The organism is Methylobacterium oryzae, from assembly GCF_036441375.1.
Taxonomy (GTDB): domain Bacteria; phylum Pseudomonadota; class Alphaproteobacteria; order Rhizobiales; family Beijerinckiaceae; genus Methylobacterium; species Methylobacterium oryzae_A.
Genome location: NZ_MLCA01000008.1, coordinates 275,866 through 296,403 on the forward strand (window position 1 = coordinate 275,866; position 20,538 = coordinate 296,403).

Annotated in this window: 15 protein-coding genes; 10 read left to right on the top strand and 5 right to left on the bottom strand. The window is 70.2% G+C overall.

Annotated elements, in window-relative coordinates:
• The first annotated feature begins 193 nt into the window (after positions 1-193).
• Together MOTC310_RS17330 and MOTC310_RS17335 are read left to right on the top strand one after the other, a co-directional pair.
• Complete coding sequence (locus tag MOTC310_RS17330; RefSeq protein WP_012317333.1) at positions 194-442, top strand: hypothetical protein; 249 nt, start codon at positions 194-196, stop codon at positions 440-442.
• 184 nt (positions 443-626) lie between these two features.
• Positions 627-1,271 (top strand): hypothetical protein, encoded by a 645-nt coding sequence (locus tag MOTC310_RS17335; RefSeq protein WP_331302691.1) that lies wholly within the window; start codon positions 627-629, stop codon positions 1,269-1,271.
• A 15-nt stretch (positions 1,272-1,286) separates the two neighbouring features.
• Here MOTC310_RS17335 and MOTC310_RS17340 read toward each other — a convergent pair whose 3' ends face one another.
• Positions 1,287-1,865, bottom strand: a complete 579-nt coding sequence (locus MOTC310_RS17340) for a polysaccharide biosynthesis/export family protein (protein WP_331292495.1) — start codon at positions 1,863-1,865, stop codon at positions 1,287-1,289.
• A 189-nt stretch (positions 1,866-2,054) separates the two neighbouring features.
• Here MOTC310_RS17340 and MOTC310_RS17345 point away from each other — a divergent pair, with 189 nt between their 5' ends.
• Positions 2,055-4,274, top strand: a complete 2,220-nt coding sequence (locus MOTC310_RS17345) for a GumC family protein (RefSeq protein ID WP_331302692.1) — start codon at positions 2,055-2,057, stop codon at positions 4,272-4,274.
• Between the two features lie 10 nt (positions 4,275-4,284).
• Here MOTC310_RS17345 and MOTC310_RS17350 read toward each other — a convergent pair whose 3' ends face one another.
• Positions 4,285-5,469 (bottom strand): GNAT family N-acetyltransferase, encoded by a 1,185-nt coding sequence (locus MOTC310_RS17350; protein ID WP_331302693.1) that lies wholly within the window; start codon positions 5,467-5,469, stop codon positions 4,285-4,287.
• A gap of 249 nt (positions 5,470-5,718) precedes the next feature.
• On the opposite strand from MOTC310_RS17350, the gene MOTC310_RS17355 reads away from it, so the two are divergent.
• Entirely contained in the window at positions 5,719-6,780 is a 1,062-nt protein-coding gene (locus MOTC310_RS17355) for a polysaccharide deacetylase family protein (RefSeq protein ID WP_331302694.1), read from the top strand.
• 70 nt (positions 6,781-6,850) lie between these two features.
• Here the strand turns inward: MOTC310_RS17355 and MOTC310_RS17360 are convergent, their stop codons facing one another.
• Complete coding sequence (locus MOTC310_RS17360; RefSeq protein ID WP_331292068.1) at positions 6,851-7,507, bottom strand: DUF2155 domain-containing protein; 657 nt, start codon at positions 7,505-7,507, stop codon at positions 6,851-6,853.
• A gap of 128 nt (positions 7,508-7,635) precedes the next feature.
• Positions 7,636-8,052 (bottom strand): NADH:ubiquinone oxidoreductase subunit NDUFA12, encoded by a 417-nt coding sequence (locus MOTC310_RS17365; RefSeq protein ID WP_331292069.1) that lies wholly within the window; start codon positions 8,050-8,052, stop codon positions 7,636-7,638.
• 514 nt (positions 8,053-8,566) lie between these two features.
• Between MOTC310_RS17365 and MOTC310_RS17370 the strand changes: the two genes are divergently transcribed.
• The 6 genes from MOTC310_RS17370 (at position 8,567) to MOTC310_RS17395 (ending at position 19,598) form a co-directional block, all read left to right on the top strand.
• Positions 8,567-12,298, top strand: a complete 3,732-nt coding sequence (locus MOTC310_RS17370; protein ID WP_331302695.1) for a vitamin B12-dependent ribonucleotide reductase — start codon at positions 8,567-8,569, stop codon at positions 12,296-12,298.
• Positions 12,299-12,937: 639 nt separating this feature from the next.
• Positions 12,938-14,149, top strand: coding sequence for an ABC transporter substrate-binding protein (locus MOTC310_RS17375; protein ID WP_331302696.1), 1,212 nt, complete (start codon positions 12,938-12,940; stop codon positions 14,147-14,149).
• A gap of 135 nt (positions 14,150-14,284) precedes the next feature.
• Positions 14,285-15,157, top strand: a complete 873-nt coding sequence (locus MOTC310_RS17380) for a branched-chain amino acid ABC transporter permease (RefSeq protein WP_331292072.1) — start codon at positions 14,285-14,287, stop codon at positions 15,155-15,157.
• Positions 15,158-15,195: 38 nt separating this feature from the next.
• Positions 15,196-17,244, top strand: coding sequence for a branched-chain amino acid ABC transporter ATP-binding protein/permease (locus MOTC310_RS17385; RefSeq protein ID WP_331302697.1), 2,049 nt, complete (start codon positions 15,196-15,198; stop codon positions 17,242-17,244).
• Positions 17,237-17,959, top strand: a complete 723-nt coding sequence (locus MOTC310_RS17390; protein ID WP_331292077.1) for an ABC transporter ATP-binding protein — start codon at positions 17,237-17,239, stop codon at positions 17,957-17,959. Before MOTC310_RS17385 ends, MOTC310_RS17390 begins: the two co-directional genes overlap by 8 nt.
• A 337-nt stretch (positions 17,960-18,296) precedes the next feature.
• Positions 18,297-19,598, top strand: coding sequence for a hemolysin family protein (locus MOTC310_RS17395; RefSeq protein ID WP_331302698.1), 1,302 nt, complete (start codon positions 18,297-18,299; stop codon positions 19,596-19,598).
• A 467-nt stretch (positions 19,599-20,065) separates the two neighbouring features.
• Here MOTC310_RS17395 and MOTC310_RS17400 read toward each other — a convergent pair whose 3' ends face one another.
• The gene (locus MOTC310_RS17400; protein ID WP_331292079.1) at positions 20,066-20,317 is read right to left on the bottom strand and encodes a hypothetical protein; all 252 of its coding nucleotides are present in this window, start codon (positions 20,315-20,317) and stop codon (positions 20,066-20,068) included.
• Positions 20,318-20,538 lie beyond the last annotated feature (221 nt).

The window sequence follows — 20,538 nt, forward strand, 5'->3', positions numbered from 1 at the left end:
GCATGGTCAGCGCGGAGGCGTGCCCGTCAAGGTCGCGCGCAAGATGTAAATCGGTTCTGCCGCCTCCGATGCGCAGCGGCCACGGAAAATCCACCACACACCGGAATTGCGGCGGATAGGACCGGCCAATCGTGTTGAGTTCGGCCTGCTCCCCCTGGCGAATCCCGGTCGTTTCGGGCGACAACCCTCCGCGATGAGCAACGTCTTGCCCTTTCGCCCGCGCCCGACCGTCACCCGCCTCGCTCGCTGCGAAGTCGTGACCGTGGCCGGTGATCTCCTCGCCCTGCTGGAGCAGCTCGAGGATGTGAGCGCCCGTGCCGCCGCGATGGGGCGTCCGGCGATCGAGGTCGAGCGCACCGTGCAGCATCTCCTGGATGCCGTGAGCGCCGTGGAGCGCGCCCTCGACTGCATCGGCGAGGGCGAGCAGTCCGCGCCGGGCTGAGCCGCGCCGGACGCGACCGAGCGCTCCCGGCCGCATCGACGATTAGCAATCGCACCGTCGAACTCTGCACCGAGGCGCGCCCGCGCGTCGTTCCTAAGCAGACCCTAAATCATCCGGAACCCTCTACTACGCCTTGCGGTTGAGGGTCGGATGCTCACGTCGGGCGTCGTTTCCGGAGGATGCTATGAGGCTTCGCACGACCAGCTTGCTGGCTGTCATGGCGTCCGGCGGTCTTCTGGTCGGGACGGCGATCCACGCCCAGGCCGCCGAGGTCGGTTTCCTCGAGATGCTGTTCGGCGCGCGACCGGCGCCTCAGCAGGCTCAGCCGACCGCAGCCCCCGCTCCGGCCCCCTCCTACGAAGGCCGCACCTTCGGCCGCCGCGCGACTCCGCGGCTCGGGGCGGCCCGCCGCCGCTTCCAGACCCGCTACGCGGCGCTGCCGCTGAAGATCCGGGTCAAGGAGCGGGAGATCAGCGAGCGCCAGACGCCGATCGACATGAAGGCCGGCGCGACGGCGGCGCTGCTCAAGGACGAGACCCTCCGGCCGGGCGACATCGTGGTGTTGAATTCCGGCGCCCGGGTCTTCACCGGGAATCCCGACAAGCGCCACGCGATCCGGGATTTCAAGCCGGTCCAGTCGTCGCGCTTCGTGAGTCGCGGCACGCGCAAGGTTTTGGCCGGCCTGTTCACGCCGGTCGGCGCCGTGCCCGCGCAGGAGGCGCGGCGGATGATGGCCCGCGCCAGGCAGCCGATGCCCGAGGTGGCGACGCCGATCCCCGCCCAGAAGACCGCCATGCGGGTGATCAACCCGTGGCAGGGCGGGCAGTGACCGGCGCGGCGCCGCTCAGAAGAACCGCTCCTTGATGACGATCGTGTCGCCCGGCCGGACCGCGTAGGTCATCGGGACGATCCCTGAGACCAGCGAGCCGCCGGCATCACGGGTGAGGACGGCGTAATCCCGCGCCGCCCGGGGCCCGAACCCGGCCGCGATCGCCACCGCCGTCTCGACCGTCATGCCGTTGACGAACGGGTACTGGCCCGAGGTGGTGACCTCCCCGAGGATGTAGAAGGGCCGGTAGGCATCGACCTCCACGGTGACGTGCGGCTCGCGCACGAACCCGGATGCCAGCTTGGCCTCGATCGCCTTGGCCGCCTGCGCGGTGGTCTGGCCGCCGACCTGCACGGTCCCGATCAGCGGCATGGCGATCCGCCCGGCCCCGTCGACGGCGTAGATGTTCGACAGGTTGTCCTGGCCGAACACGATGACCCGCAGCTTGTCGCCCGCCGCCAGCGTGTAGCGCGCCGCGATCGAGCCGGTGCCGGTGGCATCGAGCTGGTCGGTGCGGAAGCTCGGGCGCAGACAGCCGCCGAGCGCCAGAGTCGAGCCGAGTGCGAGGAGCAGAGCGCGCCGGTTCATCACCATCGCCGTCATGGATGCAGTTGCGCGATGATCTAGGCCGTTAAGGTTAATGAAACTTGATCACCAGCGCGCCGGCGGTGCCCCGCGGGCGGCCCTCGCGCGCCTTAACTCTTGAGCAACCTTAACATCCACTAATGGCGGCGGGACGGCAGTAATGCCTGCCCGGCCTGTCTCCGCGTCCAGAGCGTCCGCATGTCCACGATCCGTCAACGCTCGACCTACGCCGTGCCCGGACCCGAGCCGCGCACCGAGGACGGCCTCGGACTCGCGCAGTTGCCGCGGATCCTGCGGCGCTCGATCGGCTGGATCGTCGGGCCGACCCTGGTCGTCGCCCTCGGCGCGAGCGTCTTCGTCAACGTGGTCAGCCCGCGGTACACCGGCGAGGCGAAGGTCCTCCTGGAGAGCCGCGACCCGGCCTTCGCCCGCACCGCGCAGGAGCGCGGCGACGCGCTGGCGCCGATCGACGAGCAGGCGGTGGCGAGCCAGGTGCAGGTGGTGATGTCCCGGGATCTCGCCCGCGAGGCGATCCGCCGGCTCAAGCTCGTGGGCAACGCCGAATTCGATCCCGGTGCGGGGAGCATCGGCGCGGTTCAGCGCGTCCTGATGATGCTCGGCATCGGCGCCAATCCCCTGGACCGGCCGGCCGAGGACCGGGTGCTCGACGCCTATTTCGATCACCTGCTGGTTTATCCCGCCGGCAAGTCGCGGATCCTGACGATCGAGTTCCGCGCCAAGGATCCGAAGCTCGCGGCCGAGGCCGCCAACACCATCGCGAAGCTCTATATCGGCTCGCTGGAGGCCGATAAGGTCGACACCGCCCGCTACGCCTCCACCTGGCTCGGCGGCAATATCGACGGGCTTCGCGAGCGCGTGGCCGAGGCCGAGGCGAAGGTCGAGGCGTTCCGCGCCAGGAACGGCCTCGTGGGCAGCACCGGCGTGACCGGCCGGCCTCTCAACGCCCAGCAACTCGGCGAGTTGTCGAGCCAGCTCTCCGCGGCGCGGAGCCTCAAGGCCGACCTCGACGGCAAGGTGAAGGCCATCAAGGACCTGATCAAGGACGGGCGCGCCTTCGAGATCCCGGACGTGGCCAACAACGAGGTGATCCGGCGGATCGTCGAGAACCGGATCACGGTGCGCGCGCAGCTCGCCCTCGAGTCGCGAACCCTGCTTCCGGCGCACCCGCGGATCAAGGAGCTCAACGCCCAGCTCGAGGATCTCGACGCGCAGATCAAGGCCTCGGCCGAGCGCGTCGTGCGCACGATGGAGAACGACGCCAAGATCGCCGGGGCCCGGGTCGAGAGCCTCCAGGCCGCCGTCGACGGCCAGCAGGACGTCGTCGTCCGCGGCAATGCCAGCGAGATCAAGCTCCGGGCGCTCGAGCGCGAGGCCAAGGCGCAGCGCGAGCAGCTTGAATCTTACCTCGGCCGCTACCGCGAGGCGGCGGCGCGCGACGGCGAGGCCGCGACGCCCGCGGATGCCCGCATCGTCTCCCGCGCGGTGACGCCCGAGGTGCCCTCCTTCCCGAAGAAGCTGCCGATCGTCGCGTTCGCGACGCTCCTGACGCTCATGCTGTCGGTCGGCGGCATCATCGCGAGCGCGCTGCTCGCCGAATCCGGCCGCGCCGCGAAAGATCGGGACGGCGAGCCGACGGACGATCGCCGCCGCCGCGAGCCGGTGCTCGACCGCCCGTCCTTCGCCTTCCCGGAAGCCACGCCGGCCGCCCGCTGGTCGGAGCCGTCGGACGCGGCCGCCGCCCTCGCAAGGGCTCCCGCCGCGCCGACGGCCCTCCGGTCCGCCGACGCCTTCGATCTCGCGCCGCTCGTCGCGCGCATCGCCGCGGCGCCCCGCGGCCCGGAGGCGCAGCCCGGTCGGCGGGTCCTGGTCGTGGAGACAGAGGACCGGCGCGGGGTCGCGGCGCTGCCCGAGGCCCTGACCCGCGCCCTCGGTCGCGAGGGAAGCCTAGTCGCCGTCGACCTGAACCTGCCGAAGGACGGCGGGGCGCGGCTCGGCTTCTCGGATCTCGTCGCCGGCGAGGCCGCCTTCCTCGACGTCATCCAGGCACGCCGGGACAGCGGCCAGCATCGGATCGAGGCGGGACTCCAGCCCGGGACGGTCCTGTTCGACGAGCCGGAGGCCCTGGCGCTGACCTTCGAGGCCATGGCCGAGGCCTATGACTGGGTGCTCTGCCGGCTCCACGCCGCGCCGGGGGCCGTCGACCTCCTCGAACTCGTCGCCGGTTTCATGGACAGCGTGGTGATCGCGTCGAACGCCGACGCCGAGGACCCGGCGCTGGCCGACCTCTACGCCCTCGCCGAGGAGGCCGGCGCCGGCCAGATCCTGGTCGCGCAGGATCGTCCGGCCGCATCGGAGGTCCAGGACGCCCGGGCGGAATTGCGCCTCAACGCCGCCTAGGCCGGGACGGTCACGACCGGCGCAGCGTGCGGAGCCGCTTCAGGACGGCGTAGAGGCGCGGGTCGCGCTTGATCCGCCGCTTGGTGCGGGTCAGTCCGCGGCGGAGGGCGCCGTAGGTCCGGCCGCGGAGGGTGATCGGGATGATCGTCTCCACGAGGCTGATCGTCTCGTCGCAGATGCTGGCCTTGTAGCGCGCCTCGCCGACGCCGAGATCGAAGCCCTGCCGGCCGCGCGCGGTCTGATCGCGCACCAGATGCTGCAGCAGCAGGTCGCCGGGACTGAACCGGGCGATCTCGGGATCGCCGTCGAACGCCGTCATCATGCCGCTGAAGCGCCGGTCGCTGACTGCCCCACCGAAGGTTGCGAGGACGCGCCCGCTCCCGGCGAGGCACAGGGCGTAGAGCTCCACGGCGGGCGCGGCGCCGGTCGACGCGGCCGTCAGGAAGGCTCGGATCGCCGGATCGGCGTAGGGGTCGGAGATGCCCATGCCGGCGAAGCGGGCCGATTTCTGCGCGAAGAACGCCGTCAGCAGGTGCGCCGCCTCCTCGGGTGTCTCGGCGCGGCGGTAGGCGACAGCGCCGTGCGCCTCGACGAGGCGTTTCTCCTTGGAGCGCAGCTTCTTGCGGGCATCCGCGCTGAACACCCGGCGCACGGTGGCCTCCGGATCCGGCCCGAGCATCAGGCCGTAGGCGTCGCTGGGCTCCGCCTCGCCGCTCGCGGCGAGCGGGTTCGCCGCCCCGTCCCACATCCGGGGCTGATGCTTCAGGGCGAAGGCGTCGAACCCGCTCGCCCGACCGGCGCGGATGAGGGCCGCGACGATGTCGCCGGGCGCGATGGCCGCCGCATCGCGGGTGGCGAAGAGCGGCAGGTGGAAATTGGCGTGCGTGTCGCCGACCGTGCGCGCGATGCGCAGGCCGTGCTCCCGCTGCAGCGCGAACGGGATGAGGATGCGCGGCCGGCCGTCCGTGTCCCGCAGGACCGCGACGCGCGCGCGTTCGGCTTGCCCCGTCGCCCGCAGGTACGCGCCGATCCAGTCGTACCGCTGGTACGGCGTGCCGAGGCTCGCCGGATCGGCTTCGAGGCGCCGCCAGAGCGCCTCGGCCGCCGCGAGGTCGGGGATGATCTCCGCGACGAGTCCCCCGGCGACGCGCGTGTCGACCATGCCCGTTCCCGCCACCTGGACACCGACCGCCATGACCCGATCTCCCGGGGACCGCTGGCGATCCCGTGCCGCCCGGACTCTGCAGGCGGCGACTGAACAGCCCGTGACTTCAACCGATGATGGTGCGATCCCGGCATCGGCCGGTGCGGCAAAGAACAGTCGTGGCTAACGGCTGCTTGCCGTGATCGCGGTGACGCGGGGCGATGCGGGTTTTCGGGTTTGTTTACCCTGGCGCGCCAAGGCTGTGCCGATCTGGGCCGCGGGCCCGAACGGTTCAGGGCCATGCTGTCGTCGCGTGCCAAGCATCGGGTCTTCGCGTCCGGCTTCCGCGCGATCCAGGCGCTCGGGGCGGATCGCTGGCTCAGCCCCGCGGCCCGCGGCCTCGGCGTGATCCTCACCTTCCACCATGTCAGTCCCGACCCGGTGCCGGCCTTCGCGCCGAACCGCCTGCTCGGCATCACCCCCGACTTCCTCGACCTGACCTTGCGCGAGCTCGATGCCCGCGGCTTCGAGATCGTCGGGCTCGATTCGGTGCCGGAGCGGCTGGCCGAGCCGGATTACGGGCCACCCTTCGCGGTCCTGACCTTCGATGACGGCTACCGCGACAACGTCGTGCATGCCCGTCCCGTGCTGGCCCGCCACGGCGCGCCGTGGACGCTGTTCGTCACCAGCGGCTTCGCCGATCAGGCCGGGCGCCTCTGGTGGATCGAGTTGGAGCAGGCGATCGCGCGCCTCGACCGGGTGCGGGTCGATATCGGGGCGCGGAGCTTCGATCTCCCGTCGCGGAGCCCGCAGGAGAAGGCGCTGGCCTTCGAGGCCCTGTACCGGGATCTGCGCCGCGGCGAGGAGGCGGACCTCCTCGACCGGATCGCCGCCCTCTGCCGGCAGGCCGGCGTCCCGCCCGGACGGCTCGCCGCCGACCTATGCCTGTCGTGGACGGAACTGCGCGACCTCGCCGCCGACCCGGCCGTCACCGTCGGAGCCCACACGGTCACCCACCCGATGCTGGCCAAGCACACCTCCGCGGTCGCGGCGCGGGAGATCGCCGAGGGCCGGGCGCGGATCGAGACGGAACTCGGGCGGCCGGTGCGGCACCTCTCCTACCCGGTGGGTGATCCGACCTCCGCCGGCCCGCGGGAATTCGCCCTGGCGCGGGAGATGGGATTCGCGACCGCGGTGACCACGCGGCCGGGGCACCTCTTCGCCGAGCATGCCCGCCACCTCCAGGCCCTGCCCCGGGTGTCGGTGAACGGCTGCCACCAGACGCAGGCGGCGCTCGCCGGCCTTCTCTCCGGTGTTCCGTTCCTGGCGTGGAATCGCGGGCGACGTCTCAACGTCGCCTGAGGCGACCGCTCCCGTCGCGCCGCCTTAAGCCGCGCCGGTCCAGCCTGCCGTGTCGGTGACGCGCGCGGCGTCAGCGAAACAGCGCGTCGAAGAGGTTCTGCGGCTGCTGCTGCGGCGCCGGAGCCGGCGCCGGGCCCTCGTTCGACGGGAAGAACTTCCGCGACGGCTTCTGGCGGGGCTGGACCGGCACGCCGCGCGGCGCCTCCACGTCCACCTGACCGTTGGCGTTGAGCTGCTGGGCAGTCTTGGTCGCGTCCTTGCCGGGGCGCTTGGCCTTCTCGGGCTTGGCCGCCACCGCCGGGACGTCCTCCTGTTCCTTGGCCTCCGCGATCACGTCGCTGCCGCCCTTACAGTCGACCAGCCAGACGTCGTAGATCGGGTGCTCGATCGCGTGCAGGCCGGGGCTCGACGCGAACATCCAGCCGGTGAAGATCCGGCGGTACTTGTTGTCGAGGGTGACCTCGTCGACCTCGAGGAACGCCGTGGTCTTGGCGCTCTCGGTGGGCGGCCGCGTGTAGCAGACCCGCGGGGTGAGCTGCAGGGCGCCGAACTGCACGGTCTCGTCGACCGCCACCTCGAAGTTGACGATCCGGCCGGTGATCTTGTCGAGGCCGGAGAACACCGCGGTCGGGTTCTTGATCTTGTCGGCGGCGGCGGGGCTGGCGCAGACGGCGAGCGCCAAGCTCGGGGCGAGCGCGCGGCGTGCGAGGGCTGTGATGCGGCTCAAGGCTCGGACCCCTAGACGAGGGTGGCCGGCCGCGCCAACGGATGCGCGGCGGACGATCGGGATTGGCCCGTCATGAACACCGCAACGGTGGCGGCAAAAGGGCGCCGAGCCCGCGGCAGACGGGGGATCTACTCGCCCGGCGTCCAGGACACGTAGTCGCCGGTCGCGGCCGGCCGCTGGCCCCAGGAGAGCTGCGATCCCGCCGGCCGGTACGCGTTCGCCGTGCCGGTCTGGTTCTCCATATGCGGCTTCTGCCACGCCTTCGGCTGGTAGTTCTCCTCGCTCGGGGCGAGGTCGACGTTGTGGCAGAGCCAGCCGCGCCAGCCGGGCGGCACCTTCGAGGCGTCGGCGTAGCCGTTATAGACGACCCACCGGCGCTCCGAGCCCACCGAGCGGTCGATCAGCGCGCCTTCCGCCTTGTAGTACTTGTTCCCGAACTCGTCCTCGCCGACGAAGATGCCGGTGCGCGCGGTCTGGAGCGCGACGGAGACGGTCTGACCGTTCCACCACGTGAAGATGCGCAGCAAAGTGTCCTTCAGCGCCATCGCCGGTCCCGGAATCGTGCCGCGCCGCGAGGGCGCTTCTCGGCGCCGTTATGGTGACCGCGCGCGTGTGAGTCCAGCCGCATGACGGAAGTGTCGCTGCGCGGCAACGCTCGGTCCGCGCCTGCGGCGTCCGATTTTGGCGGCGCGCCGGTTCCGCTCCCTAGGGTTGTGAATCTAAAATTTTCCGGATCCGATTCCCGAAAGCCGGAAGGACACTTATCCCGGCCGGGGACGATATCCACAGACTTTTGCGAGCCGGCACAACATCTAGCGGGGAACAAGGCCGCCGAACACCACTTGTTGACGTGAGAGTGAAGGCGGCGGTAATCTCCCTGCATCGGTCGCGCCCCGCGGAAGTGGTGCGTTGGGCAGGGGCGACCGTTCCTAATTTTCGTTCGCGGGACCGGGGCACGCCTCTCAGCCGGGCGTGGTCGGCCGCGAATCCCACTATCGGGCTAGACCCCGCGTCGCGCGGGGCCGGGACCCTCGTGTCCCGTCGGGAGAGGTGTGTTTCATGCGGTTCGAGCGTCGCTACACCACGGCCGGACAATCGCCCTACGCCGGCATCCCCTTCCGCAAGGCGCTGAGCGAGATCCGCAACCCGGACGGCTCGGTGGTGTTCCGCCTCGACGGCATCGACGTTCCGGAGAGCTGGAGCCAGGTCGCGAGCGACGTGCTCGCGCAGAAGTACTTCCGCAAGGCCGGCGTCCCGGCCCGGCTGCGCAAGGTCGAGGAGAACGCGGTCCCGTCCTTCCTGTGGCGCTCGGTGCCGGACGACGCGGCCCTGGCCGAGATCCCCGAGGACGAGCGCTTCGTCTCCGAAGCCTCCGCCACGCAGGTCTTCGACCGGCTCGCCGGCTGCTGGACCTACTGGGGCTGGAAGGGCGGCTACTTCTCGTCGGAAGAGGACGCCTCGGCCTTCATGGACGAGCTGCGCTTCATGCTGGCCCGCCAGATGGTGGCGCCGAACTCGCCGCAATGGTTCAACACCGGCCTGCACTGGGCCTACGGCATCGATGGCCCGAGCCAGGGCCACTACTATTGCGACCCGCAGACCGGCGTGCTGACCAAGTCGGCCTCGGCCTACGAGCACCCGCAGCCGCACGCCTGCTTCATCCAGTCGGTCCAGGACGACCTCGTCAACGACGGCGGCATCATGGACCTGTGGGTGCGCGAGGCGCGCCTGTTCAAGTACGGCTCCGGCACCGGCTCGAACTTCTCGATGCTGCGCTCGGAGAACGAGAAGCTCGGCGGCGGCGGCAAGTCCTCGGGCCTGATGAGCTTCCTGAAGATCGGCGACCGGGCGGCCGGCGCGATCAAGTCGGGCGGCACCACGCGGCGCGCCGCCAAGATGGTGATCGTCGACATCGACCACCCGGATATCGAGGCCTTCATCGACTGGAAGGTGAAGGAGGAGCAGAAGGTCGCCGCCCTGGTGACGGGCTCGAAGGTCGTCTCCAAGCACCTGACCCTGGTGATGAAGGCCTGCACGCAGTGCGAGGCCGAGGGCGACGCCTGCTTCGATCCGGAGCGCAACCCGGCCCTCAAGCGCGAGATCAAGGCCGCCCGCCGCGCCTCGGTGCCGGATTCCTACATCAAGCGCGTGGTGCAGTTCGCCCGCCAGGGCTTCACGAAGATCGAGTTCCCCGTCTACGACACCGACTGGGATTCCGAGGCCTACCTGACGGTCGCGGGCCAGAACTCCAACAACTCGGTCTCGCTGACCGACGACTTCCTGCGCGCCGTCGAGGCGGATGCCGACTGGCAGCTGACCGCCCGCACCACCGGCAAGGTCACCAAGACCCTCAAGGCCCGCGACCTGTGGGAGCGGATCGGCGAGGCCGCCTGGGCCTCGGCGGATCCGGGCCTGCACTTCAACACCACGATGAACGACTGGCACACCTGCCCGGCGGGCGGGCGGATCCGGGCCTCGAACCCGTGCTCCGAGTACATGTTCCTCGACGACACCGCCTGCAATCTCGCCTCGGCGAACCTGCTGACGATGTATGACCGGGAGACCAAGCGCTTCGACGTGGAGGCGTTCGAGCACCTCAACCGCCTCTGGACGGTGGTCCTCGAGATCTCCGTCATGATGGCGCAGTTCCCGTCGAAGGAGATCGCGGAGCTGTCCTACCGCTACCGGACGCTGGGTCTCGGCTACGCGAATATCGGCGGCCTTCTGATGACCATGGGCCTGCCCTACGATTCCGACGCGGGCCGGGCGCTTGCCGGCGCGCTCACCGCGATCATGACCGGCGTGGCCTACGCCACCTCGGCCGAGATGGCCGCGGAGCTCGGCACCTTCCCGGCCTACGAGGAGAATGCCGACGCGATGCTGCGGGTGATCCGCAACCATCGCCGGGCCGCGCACGGCGAGGCCGAGGGCTACGAGTTCCTGAACGTCGCGCCGGTCGCCCTCGACCACGCCAACATCCCGCAGGCCGATCTCGGCGACCACGCCCGGGCGGCCTGGGACCGGGCGCTGAAGCTCGGCGAGGAGCACGGCTACCGCAACGCGCAGGCCACCGTGATCGCGCCGACCGGCACGATCGGGCTCGTGATGGATTGCGACACGACCGGCATCGAGCCCGACTTCGCCCTGGTGAAGTTCAAGAAGCTCGCCGGCGGCGGTTACTTCAAGATCATCAACCAGGCCGCTCCGGACGCCCTGCGGGCGCTGGGCTACCGCGAATCCGAGATCGCCGAGATCGAGGCCTACGCGGTCGGCCACGGATCGATGGGTCAGGCGCCGGGGATCAACCCGACGACGCTCCGCGCCAAGGGCTTCACCGACGACAAGATCGCCGCGGTCGAGAAGGGTCTGAAGTCGGCCTTCGACATCAAGTTCGTGTTCAACCGCTGGACCCTGGGCGACGACTTCCTCACCCAGACCCTGAAGGTGCCCGCCGAGAAGCTGTCGGACCCGACCTTCGAGCTGCTGCCGTTCCTCGGCTTCTCCAAGAAGGAGATCGAGGCCGCCAACACCCACATCTGCGGGGCGATGACGCTCGAGGGCGCGCCTGGCCTGAAGGTCGAGCACTACCCGGTCTTCGACTGCGCCAATCCCTGCGGGCGCATCGGCAAGCGCTACCTCTCGGTGGACAGCCACATCCGCATGATGGCGGCCGCGCAGCCCTTCATCTCGGGCGCGATCTCCAAGACCATCAACATGCCGAACGACGCCACGGTCGAGGATTGCAAGGCGGCCTACCTGCTGTCCTGGCGCCTCGCCCTGAAGGCGAACGCCCTCTATCGCGACGGCTCGAAGCTGTCGCAGCCGCTGAACGCCGCCCTCATCTCGGACGAGGAGGACGAGGCGGATGAGGGGATCGAGGCCCTGATCCAGGCACCGGCCGCCGCCAAGGCCGCCGCGGCCGCGGAGAAGATCGTCGAGCGCGTGATCGAGCGCGTCGAGCGGATTCGCTCCCGCGAGAAGCTGCCCGCCCGCCGGAAGGGTTACACCCAGAAGGCGGTGGTGGGCGGCCACAAGGTCTACCTGCGCACCGGCGAGTACGACGATGGCCGCCTCGGCGAGATCTTCATCGACATGCACAAGGAGGGCGCGACCTTCCGGAGCCTGATGAACAACTTCGCCATCGCGATCTCGCTCGGCCTCCAGTACGGCGTGCCGCTGGAGGAGTACGTGGAGGCCTTCACCTTCACGCGGTTCGAGCCGGCGGGCTTCGTGCAGGGCAACGACGCGATCAAGAACGCGACCTCGCTCCTCGACTACGTGTTCCGCGAGCTGGCGGTCTCGTATCTCGGCCGCGCCGACCTCGCGCATGTCAGCCCCGCCGAGATCGGCGGCACGGTGATCGGTGGCGGCGAGAGCGGCGACACGACCCGCGAGGGTCCGAAGCCGGCGCCGGCCTCCTCGGTCGTGTCCCGCGGCCTGCTCCGCGGCTCGGCCGACCGGCTGACCCTAATCCAGGGCGGACCGGCCGGTGCCAGCCTCGGGGTCGGTGCGGCGAGCGCCGGCCAGTTGGCCCCGGCCGGCGGCACGGTGCACGCGATCCGCGGCAGCACGGCGCTGAAGGCGGAGCCGGCGACGGCCGGTCAGGCCGAGACGATCGCCGACACCCTCCCCTTCGCCAAGGCGGAGCGGAGCGTCGCCGACCGCCGGGCCGAGGCGAAGATGAAGGGCTATGTCGGCGAGGCTTGCCCGGAATGCGCGAACTTCACGCTGGTCCGCAACGGCACCTGCCTGAAGTGCGACACCTGCGGGTCGACGACGGGCTGTTCCTGAGGCGCCGCGTCGCCTCCGACAGGGCAGAATGAGCGAGGCGGGCGGGCATCAGAACTGATGCTCGCCCGCACCGCTGAGACGGTTCCACGTTCGACAACCCGGCCGCGCCCGGCGCAGCTCCGGCCGCGACGGTGCCGACGCGCCGACACCTTGCTGGCTGCCGCGCGCTCGACGGGGCGTCGCGCGATCTACCGGCGGTCGGGCCACGCCGTCACGCAGCGGCTCCCGCTTCTCGCGCCGCTCGCCCGACGACGACCGAGCGCGTCGCTCCCGTCCGGTCCGCACGCTCGCTGCGAAGCTTCGCTGCGGACGGAGGTGCCGTGGCCGTCGGCCTGCACACCGTGTCGCACCGGTAAATCTTTCGGCAAGCGCGCGAGCGGGAACCTGAGGTCGAGGGCCTTGGGCGAGCATCGTCGCCGTGCCACGAACACCAGGGATTCCTAATCCGGCTGGCCGTGCGGCGTGCCTAGAATTTCATCGTACGTAGCTTTTCTGTAGGCCGGATCGTACAATCTGTATTAATCGTCCGGGATCAGTCGAAATCGCAGCTTGACGGCCCGACCTGAGTCAAAGAGATCTGCCTCTCAGAGTGCCACGGTGAAGGGCACACCGCGCGAGCGGAAGCTTGGAGAGGAAACGATGGTCTTCGCAGGTCGCGCCGCAGCCGCGGTGCTGTTATTGGCGATGGTGGCGGCTCCGGCGCGCGCCGCGGACCCGATCAAGATCGGATTGAGCGGTCCCTATACCGGGGGCTCGTCTTCGATGGGCGTCTCGATGCGCGATGGCGCGAAGCTCGCCGCCGCGGAGATCAACAAGGCTGGCGGCGTGCTCGGGCGCCCGATCCAGCTCATCGAGCGCGACGACGAGGCCAAGAACGAGGTCGGGGCGCAGGTCGCGCAGGAGTTGATCAACAAGGAGAAGGTGGTCGCCACCGTCGGGTTCATCAACACCGGCGTCGCGCTCGCCGCCCAGCGCTTCTACCAGGAGGCCGAGATCCCGGTGTTCAACAACGTCGCCACCGGGACGATCATCACCAACCAGTTCAAGGAGCCGGATTACGACGCCAACTACGTCTTCCGGAACTCGGCCTACGACGTGCTCCAGGCCGGCCTGATGGTCGACGAGGCGCTCGCGCAGGGCCACAAGAAGATCGCGATCCTCGCCGACTCGACCAATTACGGCCAGCTCGGCCGCGAGGACATCGAGAAGTACCTCGCGACCAAGAACGTGAAGCCGGTCGCGGTCGAGAAGTTCAACATCAAGGACGTCGACATGACGGCCCAGCTGCTCAAGGCGCAGCAGGCCGGGGCCGAGGTGATCCTGGCCTACGGGATCGGGCCGGAACTCGCCCAGATCGCCAGCGGCATGGCGAAGCTCGGCTGGAAAGTCCCGATGATCACCAGCTGGCCGTCCTCGATGCAGAGCTTCATCGACATCGCCGGCCAGAACGGCAACGGCGTGATCATGCCGCAGACCTTCATCGAGGACCAGACCCTGCCGAAGCGCAAGGCGTTCCTGGAGAACTACTACAAGACCTACGGCGTGACGAAGATCCCGACCCCCGTGGCCGGCGCCCAGGCCTACGACTCGATCTATCTCCTCGCGGCGGCGATCAAGCAGGCCGGCAGCACCGACGGCCCGAAGATCCGCGCCGCGCTGGAGAACCTGAACGAGAAGGTCGAGGGCGTGGTCACCACCTACGACAAGCCCTTCAGCGCCAAGGACCACAACGCGATCTCGCGCAACATGGTCGTGTTCGGGAAGGTGCAGGACGGCAAGATCGTCTACGCCAAGGACGAGGACGCCAAGAACGCGGGCGTCGTCCGCCTCAAGGAGAAGTCCGCGAACTGAGGTTCCGGACGCCGCGCCCGCGCAGGGCGCGGCGTCTCCTCCGGGTCCGGCGGCCTCTCGGCCGACCGGCGCCGCGCAGAGCGGTCCCGCGGCGCCCGCCGCGCGACCGGACGTCCCTCCGGTGACAGCGATCCCATGGAAATCCTGCTCCAGCTCATCGCCTCCGGCGTCGCGGTCGGCATGATCTACGCCGCCATCGCGTTCGGCTATCAGCTCACCTTCGCGACCTCGAAGACGCTCAATTTCGGCCAGGGCGAGGCGCTGGCGCTCGGGGCCCTGTTCGGCCTGACCCTGGTGCCGTTCGTCGGCTACTGGCTGATGATCCCGCTGGTCCTGGTCTTCGGCTTCGCCCTCGGGGCCGTGGTCGAGCGCCTCGGCGTGCGCCCGGCCGTGAAGATCAAGTCCGAGTACGGGTGGATCATGGCGACCATCGCGCTCGGCATCATCTTCAAGAACGTCGCCGAGAACGTTTGGGGCCGCGACGACCTGAAATTCCCCTCCCCGCTCCCCGAGACGGCGATCCAGGTCGGCGGCGTGCGCGTCCTGCCGATGGAGCTGCTGATCGTCGCGGGCGCGCTGCTGATGATGCTCGCGGTCGAGATCTTCAATCGCAAGTCGATCTGGGGGAAGGCGGTCGTCGCCACGTCGAACGACATCGACGCCGCCGGGCTGATGGGCATCAACACCCAGAAGGTGATCACCCTCTCCTACTCGATCAGCGCTATGACGGCGGCCTTCGCGGGCGTGCTGGTGGCGCCCGTGACGCTCACCGGCGCCACGATGGGCTCGGTGCTGGCCCTCAAGGCCTTCGCGGTGGCGATCATCGGCGGCCTCGAATCCGGCCTCGGCGTCATCGTCGGCGGCCTGATCCTCGGCGTCGCGGAGACGCTGACCGGCTTCTACATCTCGACCGGCTACAAGGACGTGCCGGGCCTGATCCTGCTCCTCGTCGTCCTCTCCATTCGCCCGGTCGGCCTGTTCGGCAAGGCCGTCATCAAGAAGGTCTGACCGTGACCGCCCGCGCAACCCTCACGGCAGCCTGAGCCATGGCGCAGACCCTCGCCCCCGCCGACGCGCCCGCTCCGGCGGCCGCCCCCGGCCTGTCGCGCCATATCGGCGTCCTCGGCGCCGTGCTGCTGGTCGTCGGCCTCGCCGTGTTCCCGCACGTGGTCACGAGCTCGTACTACATCCACCTGATGGTGGTGATCGCCATCTACGCGATCCTGATCCTCGGGCTCGACATCGTGGTCGGCTATACCGGTCAGGTAAGCCTCGGCCATGCCGGCCTGTTCGGCGTCGGCGCCTACGCGGCGGCGGTGCTGTTCCTGCACTTCAAGCTCGGGATCTGGTGGGGGATCCTGGCCGGGATCGGCGTGACCTCGGCCTTCGGCGTGCTGCTGGCCGTGCCCGCCCTGCGGGTGACCGGCCCGTACCTCGCCATGGTGACGCTGGCCTTCGGCACGATCGTCCAGATCTTCATCAACGAGCTGACGCCGCTGACCAACGGCCCGCTGGGCATCACCCTGCCGCCGGCCCGGGTGCTCGACTTCTCGCTCCTCGGCCTCCAGGCCCCCTGGGGCGCGGCCGGGCGCAAGCTCGAGTTCTACTACCTCGTCTGCCTCGCGCTGCTGGCCACCATCCTGGTCGTCAACCGGGTGGTGCGCTCGCCCTACGGCCGCGCCTTCGAGGCGCTGCGCGACTCGCCGATCGCCTGCGACTGCATGGGCGTCAGCGTCTACCGCTACAAGGTCTACGCCTTCGTCATCTCGGCGGCTTTGGCCGGCCTCGCCGGCGCGCTGTTCGCGTGGTCGGAGCGCTACGTGGCGCCGAACTCCTACGGGTTCGAACTCACGGTGCTGTTCCTGCTCGCCGTCACGATGGGCGGGCGCAAGTCGCGGGCGGGACCGATCATCGGCTCGGCGATCATCGTGATGATGCCGAACGTGCTCGCCGATATCGGGCTGGTGCGGATCATGGCGGGGATCATCGCCGGCGCGGCGCTGGTCGTGGGCGTGCTCGCCTTCCTGCGCCGCCAGGAGAACCGGTTCGCCCTGCTGGTGCCGGTCGGGCTCTGCCTCGCCTTCTTCCCCGCGACGCTGGCGCTCGAATCCGTCACCGACTTCCGGCTGACCGTGTTCGGCCTGATGATCCTGTTCGTGGTCTACTACCTGCCGGACGGGATCGTCGGGTTCTTCCGCGAGAAGATCCCGGCCCTGCGTCCGGCCCACACCGCCGAGGGCAAGAGCCTGCACGCCGAGGGCGCGGCGCTGAGCGCCCAGAGCGGCGGCAGGGGCGCCGACCCTCTCCTCTCCGTCGATCAGGCGCTGATGCAGTTCGGCGGCCTCAAGGCGCTGGCCGGCGTCGACCTCACGGTGCGGCCGGGCACGATCCACGGGCTGATCGGCCCCAACGGTTCGGGCAAGAGCACGATGATGAACGTGCTCACCGGCATCTACCGGCCGACCGGCGGCAGCGTGACCCTGGCGCGCGGCCAGGGGACGAGCCGCCTCGACGGGCGCACCCCGTCGGAGATCGCCGCCGCCGGCGTCGCCCGCACCTTCCAGAACGTGCAGCTCTTCCGCGAGATGACGGCGCTGGAGAACGTTCTGGTCGGCCTGCACCACAGCTTCCGCGGCAACCTGTTCGACGCGATCCTCGGCACGCCGCGGCGCCGCCGGGAGGAGCGCGAGCAGCGCGCCCGCGCCATGGCGATCCTCGACTTCGTGGGTCTCGGCGCCCTGGCGCAGGTGGAGGCCCGCAACCTGCCCTACGGCAAGCAGCGCCTCCTGGAGATCGGGCGGGCGCTCGCCCTCGACCCGGTCCTGCTCCTCCTCGACGAGCCGGCCGCGGGCCTGACCGCCCCCGACATCGCCGAGCTGACGGCGATCATCCGCAAGATCCGGGACGCCGGCATCACGGTGATCCTGATCGAGCACCACATGGACGTGGTCATGGGCCTGTGCGACCGCGTCAGCGTCCTCGATTTCGGCCACAAGATCGCCGAGGGCAGCGCCCGCGAGGTCCAGGCCGATCCGAAGGTGGTCGAGGCCTATCTCGGCAGTCCCGTCGCCGACGAGGAGACGACCCATGCTTGAGGTCACGGGACTGTCGGCCGGCTACGGCCAAGTCGAGGTGCTGCACGGCCTCGACTTCCAGGTTCCCAAGGGTCAGGTCGTGGCGCTGATCGGCTCCAACGGGGCCGGCAAGACCACCACGATGCGCGCTCTGTCGGGCATGATCCGCCCGCGGGCCGGCTCGATCCGCCTCAACGGGCGCGAGATCGGCGGTCTCGACAGCCACGACGTGGCCCGGTCCGGCCTCGCGCACTCGCCGGAGGGCCGGCGGGTGTTCCCGACGCTCTCGGTCGAGGACAACCTGACGCTGGGCGCCTTCCCCCGCCTGACCGGCGCGCGGCCGAAGGGCGACGTCGCGGCCGACCGCGAGCGCGCCTTCGAGATGTTCCCGCGCCTGAAGGAGCGGCGCGCGCAGCTCGCCGGCACGCTCTCGGGCGGCGAGCAGCAGATGCTCGCCATGGGCCGGGCCCTGATGCTGCGGCCCGAGATTCTGCTGCTCGACGAGCCCTCGATGGGGCTCGCTCCCAAGCTCGTGGAGGAGGTCTTCCGGATCATCCGGCTGCTCAAGGCCGAGCAGGTCACGATGCTGCTCGTCGAGCAGTTCGCCATGGCGGCGCTCGGCGTCGCCGACCACGCCTACGTGCTGGAGAACGGCCGGATCCGCTTCCAGGGCCCGGCGCAGCAGATGCGGAACGACCCGGCCGTGCGAGCGGCGTATCTCGGCGGCAGCCACTGACGCGCCCGGACCGGCGCGTCTACCGCGCGCCTGCCGGCAACGGCCGGCGCATCACCCTGTGCCGGACCTTCAGCGGCCTCATGGCCAGCCCCACGGTCCTCTCTTGCCGGACGAGTCCCTTCGCTCCCGCGTCGGCCGTCGCGGGCGATCCGAGGACCCGCGGCGGGCATAATGATCGGCTCGCGGGCGGTCGTCGCGGAGAACGTGCGGGCCCGCCCGGGGCGGATACCCGTAGGCCGCGCCGCCTCTCTCCTGTAGAGACCGTCACGACGCGGGCGGCACGGCGGCCACAGGGGAGGTGTCGATCTTGGATGACGGTTGGGCGACTGCCTTAGGGTTGTTGGCCGTCCTCGCCCTGGTTCTGGCGAACGGTTTCTTCGTGGCAGCCGAATTCGCCCTCGTCGCGGTGCGCAGGAGCCGCGTTGCCGAACTCGTCGCCGAGCGGCGCGTGAACGCGAAGGCGCTGCTCTGGGCGACCGACCACCTCGATGCCCACCTCGCCGCGACGCAGCTCGGCATCACCATCTCGTCCCTGGCCCTGGGCTGGGTCGGCGAGCCCGCGCTGGCGCACCTGATCGAACCCGCTCTGACGTGGCTGCCGGACATGCTCTCGACGGCGGCCGCACACACGGTCGCGGTGGTGATCTCCTTCGTCATCATCACGGCGCTGCACATCGTGCTGGGCGAATTGGCGCCGAAGAGCCTGGCCCTTCAGCGCAGCGAGCGCACGGCCCTAGCGGTGATCCGGCCGCTCAGCGTGTTCCTGTTCGTCTTCCGCCCGGCCATCCTGTTCCTCAACAGCCTCGGCAACGGCGTCCTGCGCCTGTGCGGGTTGCAGCCCGGCCACGGCGAGGGCGGCCACCACTCGACCGCCGAGCTCAACCTCCTGGTCGAGGCGAGCCGCGAGGCGGGTCTCATCCGCGAGGCGCAGCAGGAGGCGGTCGAGCGCATCTTCAGGCTGGGGGACCGCCGGGTCCGCGAGATCATGACGCCGCGCCACGAGGTCGAATGGGTCGATCTCGACGGGTCGGTCGATGAGATCACCCGGGCGGTCCGCGCCTGCAGCCACGCCCATGTCGTGGTGAGCCGCGGCGGCATCGACGAGGTCGTGGGCGTGCTGCGCAAGCAGGACCTGCTCGATCAGATCCTCGACGGGAAGGTCCTCGACATCGCCACCGCCATGCGGCCGCCGAACGTCGTCCACGAGGGCATGACGGTGCTCACGGCGCTGGAGAGCTTCCAGCGCAACCCCGTGCAGCTGGCCGTGATCGTGGACGAGTACGGCAGCCTGGAGGGCATTGTCACGCAGACGGACCTTCTCGAGGCCATCGCGGGCGACATTCCCGAGCCCGGAGAGGATCCGGCCGTCGTCGAGCGCGAGGACGGCTCGCTGCTGATCGACGGCATGATCCCGGCGGAAGACGCGTTCGAGCGCCTCGCCTTCACCGACCCGCCGGACACTGACGACTACACGACGCTCGCCGGCTTCGTCATCTTCCAGCTGGGCCGCATTCCAGCGGCGGGCGACGCCCTCGTGGCGCAGGGCTGGCGCCTCGAGGTGGTCGATATGGATGGTCGCCGCATCGACAAGGTCCTGGCGACCCGCCTGCCGGATTGGGCGCCGGCCGGGGCGGTGTGAGCGCGCGGCGGGCCCCGGATCGGCGCCCGCGCCGCCCGACACCTGGGACGGCGCGCCGCGATCAAGCGATCCGTCGGATTGCGCGACACGGGCGGAGCGCGTCCGTCGTGATGGTCGGGGACATCGTCCGCCGCGGCGAGGCGGGCGCCCCGCCGATCCGGGCGGCGCGCGACGGTGCCGACGAGCGACCGCGAGCCCCGAAGTGGTGCAGCCGACCTGAGCGGCCGACGATCCGCCGCGTCCGGGGCTCGCGCCAGGGATGTCGGCCCGATGGCCACGTCTTACGCCGTTGCGGCGGGCGGGCATCCCGCAGACCCGCCGGCCTCGCTCACAGGATGACGACGCCACCGGCGCGAGGGCCGCGGCCGCAGCCGCGGTGCCCCTGAAGCCGTCGTCTGAGACAGGCCAGCAGACGTGAGGCCGGCGGCCTGCTGCGCGCATCTCCGGCCGCGAGCTCGCCCCAACCCTCAATAGCGATTGTAGCGGTAACCGCCGTAGCGTCGCTCCTCGAAGACGCGCGCATCCCTGCGTCCGTACCCGCCGAATTCCCGATGGCGACGGTAGCCGTGAGCGGGCGCCCAGGGCGGCGGACCGCCGTGGCGGAAGCCGCGCTCTCCGCGGGCCCAGGGTGGATCGGCCTTAGCGGCCGTAGACGGCCCGAGGAGGCCCGCGACCAGGGTCAATGTACCGAGCAGGATCACCGTTGGCGTGCGTATCATGGATGCCTCCCTCGCGGCGGGCATGGCCGCGCTTCGGACCAGATACGGCGCTCGGCCTCAAACCGTTCCCCATCGAGAGATGTCCAAGAGGCTGCTCAGCCTCCTCCATCCCGGAACAACAGCCCAGTATTCGGGATCGCACAGCAGCAGGCCCCGCCATGTTCGGCGACGTACCTGTTCTCGCCGGGACAAAACGTGCGCGCAGAGCTTGAGCGCGCGCA